Below are 6,856 nucleotides of genomic sequence, written 5' to 3'. Positions count from 1 at the left end.
TGAGTTAAAAAGCGAATTGTAAAAATACGCTTCGCTAAACTTTCCGTTACTTTCGCTTGTACCGTTAAAAATTTCGTTGGTCTTGTCGATACGTTCTCCCACTTCGTCTAAAAATTTTCTCAACTCTGCAAAACCTTTTGCGTTTTCTTCTTGTTGTTTTCTCAACTCAACAAAACCTTTTGCGTTTTCATTCATTAACGCTTCAATTCTGTCTAACCGCTCTCTCCACTCCTCCATAATTTTCTCCAGTACTTTAATGTGTTTCCCCCACAAATATACCATCCGCCGAAAAACAAAAGCGAGACGTATTTGGGACTGCTCGCCATTTATACATTTATAATATTTTTGATAAATTACATGGAGAAAAAGCATTTTTGGAGAGTAAAATTAACCTTTTCCTGCAAAATAAGTGTTTTGTAATATTGGTTTGGCATTTTTTATATATTTAGTTAGCAAGCCAAGAGTAATAATTATTTCTTGAACATATTCTTTATTCCGGTTTTTATTACGCTTTTATCGACTTTAACGCGCGGGTTTTGAAATGTCTGACTTATGGTACACTTAAATCGTCCGCCGCCGTTTTCAGTAATTTCGAGCGAATTTCTTACTAATCTGGGAAGCTGCGTTGCAATAAATTCTTCGCTGAATTCTCCTTCAAAGTTCTGGTATATTTTCCCGTTGTCGATATTAAACGAACCGACAGATTTGAAATTCATTACATCGCCAACCCCTGATATTTCATCAAAATTGATATTTTTCTTTGAAAACGTGAATTTGCCTTTAACTTCCGAAAACTGTATTGTCCTTAATTTCGGTGAAACTTTATTAATTATGGGTAGTTTTTGCAACGGTAAATCAACAGCTATTAATTTATTTACACAAAAATTTCCTTTTAATTTAGCCAGAGCAAAAGCGTTGAACCTAAACGGTTCTATTTCAAGATCCAAATCGGCTTTGCCTTCAATACCGCCGCTTGAAATTTTGAACTGTTCCCAAGACTGTTTAACGTCAACTTCTTTTATATGCATACGCGTGCCGAAAATTTTTGAGTTTTTTAAGTTTATAGAACTTTGAGCATTAAATTTTCCTCCGAAAACTTTCCCTTTGGCATCGAATAAATCAAGTTGCTTGCCGTCGCCGGATTTCAAATTTACACTGAAATTTTCAATTTTTCCCATAGACGCAATAACAATTCCGGCTATGGACGCTTTTCCTTTGAAAATACCGCCGTTTATTGAAAGTTTTGCCGCTGCGTTTTCGGCGGATACATTAACTTTGCCCTTATTCATAAAACGTATGCTCGCATTGTTAAACTCTATTTCTTTTAATAAACCAAGCGCCGCCAGCCCCGAAAACGCTTCTGAGACAAGTCCAATGGGTTTACTGTAAACTTCCATAAATATATCTCTTTTTACTTTGCCTCCCTTTTCTCTTCCCAAAACCATAGAACCCAAAGCCGGAATTTTGCCGCGAATAAAAATCCGTGAAATATGTACGGTATAATACTCCTGCGCATTTCTGCGCTTATAGGTTGAAAGATTTTCAATACATATTCCTCTTAACAGAGAAACGGATACCTTGCCCACAGAAACCGAATCTGCCCCCGCCTGTGTCAGAATATCTTCGACAATAAAAGTAAATTTATTCATGCCGAACGGTATGAATAAAACTGAAAACAGAAAAAGCCATGGAAGTATGGATTTCTTCTTCCTTGACGGCAATGCTCTTCTTTTCTTCTTCTTCATATAATAAATCGTTTCTAAACAGTTTTTCCCTGTAATCTGTAAACATAAGCGATGATTTCGGCGACCGCCGCAAAAAATTCCTGCGGAACGCTGTCCCCCGGCTCAACTTTGTCATACATCGCTCTGGCAAGCGGCACGTCTTCGTAAAGCGGAATGTTATGTTCTTTCGCAATTTCACGGATTTTAAGAGCGATATTGTCCGCGCCTTTCGCCACGATAAGCGGCGCTTCCATCGTTTCCTGCTCGTATTGGATTGCGATAGATAAGTGTGTCGGGTTCGTTACGACAACTGTCGCTTTAGGCACGTTTTCCATCATTCTTCTGCGTGACATTTCGCGTTGCAGCTGACGAATCCTGCCTTTAATCTGCGGGTTACCTTCAGTCATTTTATGTTCGTCTTTTATCTGCTGTTTGGTCATTTTTAATTTCCGCTCGTATTCATAACGCTGATATGCGTAATCCAAAATTGCGATTACTAAAAGCGTCAAAACGATTTTTATTGATACGTCGAATATCAAAAGCATCATAAAAACCGAGATTGAAGAGACGCTTTCGTTTATACTGCTCATCATTTCGTTCAATCTGCCTTTTATCGCGATATACGCTACGAATCCGATGACGACTAATTTCATAACGTTTTTTACGGTCTCGACAATAGAGCGCATTGAAAACATTCTTTTGAACCCGCTAATCGGATTTATTTTGGAAAGTTTCGGCTCAAGCGGCTTTGTAGTGAAAAGAAATCCGACTTGAATTAAGTTTGAAAATATTCCCCAAAACATAATAAACAACGCCACCGGCAGAAAACTTTTAAGTGAAAGCAAAAGATTTTCGTTTAAAATTTGCAACATCGTATTGTAGGAAATGTTACGCATTATCTCAGGTTTTAGATAATCGGCTGCCAAATTTACGCCGTTTGTAATTCCTATATACGTATTTTTGAAAAAAAACCGTAAAAAAAGAAGCGCCGCAAGCAGCACAAAAACCGTACTTACTTCCGTACTTTTGGAAACGTTTCCTTCTTTTCGAGCGTCCTCTCGCCGTTTGGAAGTCGGCTCTTCGGTTTTCTCGCCCGAATCTTCTTCTTCCGGCATTAACTACCCGCCATTCTCAAAAGAAGTGTCCATATATCTTTATACATTTGTTTGACCGCTACAGAAAAAAATTGCAGCATTACAGGTAAAGTCACTATCATCAAAATAAACCCGATTCCGATTTTCAGCGGCATACCGACCACGAAAACGTTCATTTGCGGCATAGTTTTTGCGATAATTCCCAAAGCAAAAGTAGTTATCATCATAACGATAATTATCGGAGCGGAAAGCCGAACCGCGATTTCCAACAAATTTTGAAGAAGTTTCAAACTCATCGGGACTATGGTATTTATATCTAAAACAGCCTGTCCAGGCGGCATTACGGCAAAGCATTTTTGCACTGCCAAAAGCAAAAAATAATGCCCGTTAAGCATTAAAAAAGCAATTCCGAAAATTAAAAGATAAAAATATCCCGTCACCGTCGCCATCTCGCCTTCGTTTATTGGGTCAGGCATCTGTACCATAGAAAATCCCAATTGCATATCAACAAATTCACCGGCAAAACTCACCGCCGCAAATAAAAATCTTGTAAAAAAGCCAATCATTGCGCCGATTCCCGCTTCACGAAACATAAGCCAGAAAAACTGGAAATAATTTGAAATTTGCAATTCTACAAAATTAGATTTTAATAGCGGAAAAAGCAAAAGCGACATAAAAAACGAAAACCCGACACGGTACTGAGCGGGTAAAATAGAATATCCGAAAATCGGGAAAAGCATCAAAATCACGGTCATGCGGGCAAAAATCAGCCCGAACAACTCAATGTCGGCAACAAGCGGCAGCGCCTCCAATTTTTCACCTCATAAGCGTTGGAAACATATTGAACAACCGAATCGTGTATTCTACCATCCGCATCGTCATCCATGGCAAAAGCAATACCAGAATTCCGAAAATCGAAACGATTTTGGGAATAAACGTAAGCGTCATTTCGTGAATTTGCGTAACCGCCTGAAAAACGCCGACAATCAATCCGACTAAAAGCCCCACAACCAAAAGCGGCGCAGATAAAATGAGTATCAAAAGCAAACATTCGTTTCCCAAATCAAGCACAACGGACATATTCATAATTCAACCTCTTTTCAGAAAAATGAGCCGACCAACTGCTTGACGGTCAAATTCCAGCCGTCAATCAAAACGAACAAAATTACCTTAAACGGAAGTGAAATCGTCGTCGGCGGAAGCATCATCATACCCATTGACAAAAGAACGCTCGCCACTACCATATCCACAACCAAAAACGGCAAATAAATTATAAACCCAAAAATGAAAGCGGTTTTCAATTCGCTTATCATAAACGACGGAATAAGCACGTCAAAACCTATTTCCATCGCTGTTTTCGGCGGAGTCTTGCCAGCGATTCTCATAAGCAGAGCGACATCTTTCTCATAAACTTGACGAAGCATAAATTTTTTCATCGGAATACCGGCGTTTTCAATTCCCTGCTGCCATGAAATTTGTTTTGACAAATACGGCTGTAACGCCGTGTCGTTAATTTGCGTAAACGTAGGCGTCATAATATAAAAAGTCAAAAACAGCGCAAGTCCCACCAAAATTTGGTCGGGCGGCATCGTTTGCAGTCCGATAGCGCGGCGAATAAACGAAAAGACAATTATTATCCGAACAAAAGACGTCATCATTACAAGAATCGACGGAGCCAGCGCTAAAATTGTGATTAAAAACACTATTTGCAGTGAAACCGCAACGTCTTCCGGATTTGCGGTTTGGTTGAGCGAAAGCGTCAGTGACGGCAAAACCTGCGCCGAAACAGCCGACGCTAAAAATAAAATCACAGGAAGAAATTTTTTCATAAACGCTCTCTTTTTACGACTGCAAAGTGTTTTTCTGAATTTTCAGGTTTTGCATAAAATTCGCAAGCGAATTTTTGAATGCCCCTATCGTTTCGCCTCCGCCCTTGCTTTCAATGATTTTTTTAGCGACGCCTTCCTGCAATTCTTGCAAAAACGTGTAATTTGCGGGGGTCTGTCCTATCAAAAAAACCTGCTCTTCGCAACGTACAAGCAAAATTGTTCCGTTATACCCTGTCGATAACGCTTCGAGAACGCTCATCGAAGGCGTTTGAAGAGCGGGGACTGCCGCGCCATGCCCCATAATCCCCGATTTGCGAATACCCCAAACAGCCGCTGCAAAAATCGCCAAGACTAAAGCCAGCGAGCCGACAATTCTGAGCAAAATTATTCCTACCCCGTCTTGATTCCCATCGGCAGAATCCACAAAATCTGAATCTTGTGAAACGATATTTCCCATACTTTGGTTAAGCTGCGACATATCAAACTTGAGTTCCTGCGCATAAACCACGTAAACTAAAAACGCCGAAAAAACTACTACGAATACTTTTTTCATACTCCCCCAAAAATCAAAAACCGTTATGCCGCAACGCCAAAAAACTACTTCTTATTACATCGGTAAAAATACATAATTCCGTCGCCGAAAGTAGAATTGTAAGATAATATTTTTTTGCGACTTTCGACAAAATAATGTCACTTATAAAAAATTCCGCTATGAATATCCAAGCGTAAATATGAAACCTTTGAAACTGTGACAGCAAAAGCAAAATCGGCAAAACAATACGGATTAACAGATCCGTAAAAGCAAAAATTTTGACAACGAGCGGCTCTTGTTTAATCTTTTCGTCGTTCACGTCGCTTGCCTCAAACCTCGAAATTAAGTCGATAACTTTTTGAGGAAAAGTTATCGTTATACAGCATTCCAACGCCGCAACTGCCGAAAAAATAAATATCGCGGTTACCAATAGTTTCCCGTTTTCTCAAAAATTCATTGCTAAAATAATATTTGCAAAGCGTAAAATTAGTATTTTTGAACGGAAGTTTATCCCAAGTAAGGATATTTTATGATTAAAGGTTTTGTTTTTGACCTAGACGGGACGCTTTTGGATACTTTGGACGACATAAAAGATTCGTTAAACAGGTTCTTAAGAAATCATAATTTTGCACTGCACAGCCGTGAAAGTGTAAAAAAAATGATTGGAAACGGAGCGAAAAAACTCGTCGAAAGAGCGCTCCCGAATCAAAATTTTAACGATGAAGAAAAAGAATTGTTTTGCAGAGAATATATAAAAATTTATGAAACTACAGAAACAATTCAAAGTTCCACAAGAATTTATTACGGAATGGACGAAGTTTTGGATTGCCTTACAAAAAAAAACTGCAAAATTGCAGTGGTTACCAACAAACCGAACAACATCGCGCAAATTTGCAGAAAAAAATATCTAAAACCCTGGAAAATAAATCCGTTTTTCGGACAAAAAGAAAACATACCGATAAAACCCGACCCGTTCATGCTCAACAAAGTCATAAAATTATGGAATTTTGACAAATCCGAAGTAGTTTTTGTCGGCGATTCGCCGGAAGACATTTTAACGGCAAAAAACGCAGGGATTTTAGGAATAGGCGCAGGCTGGGGATTTCGCGATATAAAAATTCTTAACGAAGCGGGAGCGTTATGTTCGCCTAAAACGCCTAAAATCTTTATTGAAGAAATTAAAAAATTCGGAATAAATTTCTAATCTCCGTTCAATTTTTGTACTATTTTTGTAGTGGAATATCCGTCAAAAAACTTCAATATTTTCACTGAACCGCCGTATTTTTCAACGATTTTAGTCTCCGGAAGGTTTTCTATTTCGTAATCGCCGCCTTTAGTGTGAATGTCAGGTTTTACAACTTCTATAAATCCGTACGGGGTCAATTCGTCGAAAATAAACACCGCATCGACCGCTTTAAGCGAAACTAGAATATATGCTCTATCGTCCTCGCTTTGAATCGGGCGATTCTCCCCTTTCAACGACCTTACGCTTTTATCCGAATTTATTCCTACGACCAAAACATCACCCAATTTTGCGGTATCGTTAAGATAGCGTATATGCCCTCTATGTAAAATATCAAAACATCCGTTAGTCGAAACAATTTTTTTATTCTGCAATCTTACGCCGTCAATAAATTTTGATAATTCATAGGTTTTTTTGAAAATATTTTCCATGTA

At 38.7% G+C, this 6,856-nt stretch carries 10 protein-coding genes; 1 reads left to right on the top strand and 9 read right to left on the bottom strand.

The features are described 5' to 3' along the window. The 8 genes from LBH98_07465 to LBH98_07430 all read right to left on the bottom strand — a co-directional run. The coding region (locus LBH98_07465) for a hypothetical protein (GenBank protein MDR0304584.1) at nt 1-237 on the bottom strand (237 nt) is incomplete at its 3' end. A 233-nt stretch (nt 238-470) separates the two neighbouring features. Beyond that, nucleotides 471-1,745 (bottom strand): hypothetical protein, encoded by a 1,275-nt coding sequence (locus tag LBH98_07460; GenBank protein MDR0304583.1) that lies wholly within the window; start codon nt 1,743-1,745, stop codon nt 471-473. Nucleotides 1,746-1,759: 14 nt separating this feature from the next. Continuing rightward, nucleotides 1,760-2,839, bottom strand: a complete 1,080-nt coding sequence (gene flhB, locus LBH98_07455; GenBank protein MDR0304582.1) for a flagellar biosynthesis protein FlhB — start codon at nt 2,837-2,839, stop codon at nt 1,760-1,762. Continuing rightward, nucleotides 2,839-3,630, bottom strand: a complete 792-nt coding sequence (fliR, locus tag LBH98_07450; protein MDR0304581.1) for a flagellar biosynthetic protein FliR — start codon at nt 3,628-3,630, stop codon at nt 2,839-2,841. The genes flhB and fliR overlap by 1 nt, the downstream gene beginning before the upstream one ends. Nucleotides 3,631-3,634: 4 nt before the next feature. Beyond that, the gene (gene fliQ / locus LBH98_07445) at nt 3,635-3,904 is read right to left on the bottom strand and encodes a flagellar biosynthesis protein FliQ (GenBank protein MDR0304580.1); all 270 of its coding nucleotides are present in this window, start codon (nt 3,902-3,904) and stop codon (nt 3,635-3,637) included. A gap of 14 nt (nt 3,905-3,918) precedes the next feature. Continuing rightward, nucleotides 3,919-4,647 carry a flagellar type III secretion system pore protein FliP gene (gene fliP, locus LBH98_07440; protein MDR0304579.1) on the bottom strand — a complete coding sequence of 243 codons (729 nt, stop codon included), beginning with the start codon at nt 4,645-4,647 and terminating at the stop codon, nt 3,919-3,921. 13 nt (nt 4,648-4,660) lie between these two features. Next, nucleotides 4,661-5,200 carry a flagellar biosynthetic protein FliO gene (locus LBH98_07435; protein ID MDR0304578.1) on the bottom strand — a complete coding sequence of 180 codons (540 nt, stop codon included), beginning with the start codon at nt 5,198-5,200 and terminating at the stop codon, nt 4,661-4,663. A 13-nt stretch (nt 5,201-5,213) separates the two neighbouring features. Beyond that, nucleotides 5,214-5,609: a hypothetical protein gene (locus LBH98_07430; GenBank protein MDR0304577.1), complete on the bottom strand. Its 396-nt coding sequence runs from the start codon at nt 5,607-5,609 to the stop codon at nt 5,214-5,216. Between the two features lie 99 nt (nt 5,610-5,708). Between LBH98_07430 and LBH98_07425 the strand changes: the two genes are divergently transcribed. Further along, nucleotides 5,709-6,383 carry an HAD family hydrolase gene (locus LBH98_07425; protein MDR0304576.1) on the top strand — a complete coding sequence of 225 codons (675 nt, stop codon included), beginning with the start codon at nt 5,709-5,711 and terminating at the stop codon, nt 6,381-6,383. Here LBH98_07425 and rfaE2 read toward each other — a convergent pair. Then, nucleotides 6,380-6,853, bottom strand: coding sequence for a D-glycero-beta-D-manno-heptose 1-phosphate adenylyltransferase (gene rfaE2 / locus LBH98_07420; protein MDR0304575.1), 474 nt, complete (start codon nt 6,851-6,853; stop codon nt 6,380-6,382). The genes LBH98_07425 and rfaE2 overlap by 4 nt on opposite strands. Between the last annotated feature and the right edge of the window lie 3 nt (nt 6,854-6,856).

This window comes from Chitinispirillales bacterium (assembly GCA_031254455.1).
In the GTDB taxonomy this organism is placed as follows: Bacteria; Fibrobacterota; Chitinivibrionia; order Chitinivibrionales; family Chitinivibrionaceae; genus WRFX01.
The sequence above is the reverse complement of the archived record's forward strand: the minus strand, read 5'-3'. Positions and strand labels throughout refer to the sequence as shown.

What these genes read in the sequence shown, in the direction of transcription:
- LBH98_07460 (MDR0304583.1), bottom strand. Translation starts at nt 1,745, where the DNA reads ATGAAGAAGAAGAAAAGAAGAGCATTGCCGTCAAGGAAGAAGAAATCC.
- flhB (MDR0304582.1), bottom strand. Translation starts at nt 2,839, where the DNA reads ATGCCGGAAGAAGAAGATTCGGGCGAGAAAACCGAAGAGCCGACTTCC.
- fliQ (MDR0304580.1), bottom strand. Translation starts at nt 3,904, where the DNA reads ATGAATATGTCCGTTGTGCTTGATTTGGGAAACGAATGTTTGCTTTTG.
- fliP (MDR0304579.1), bottom strand. Translation starts at nt 4,647, where the DNA reads ATGAAAAAATTTCTTCCTGTGATTTTATTTTTAGCGTCGGCTGTTTCG.
- LBH98_07435 (MDR0304578.1), bottom strand. Translation starts at nt 5,200, where the DNA reads ATGAAAAAAGTATTCGTAGTAGTTTTTTCGGCGTTTTTAGTTTACGTG.
- LBH98_07425 (MDR0304576.1), top strand. Translation starts at nt 5,709, where the DNA reads ATGATTAAAGGTTTTGTTTTTGACCTAGACGGGACGCTTTTGGATACT.
- rfaE2 (MDR0304575.1), bottom strand. Translation starts at nt 6,853, where the DNA reads ATGGAAAATATTTTCAAAAAAACCTATGAATTATCAAAATTTATTGAC.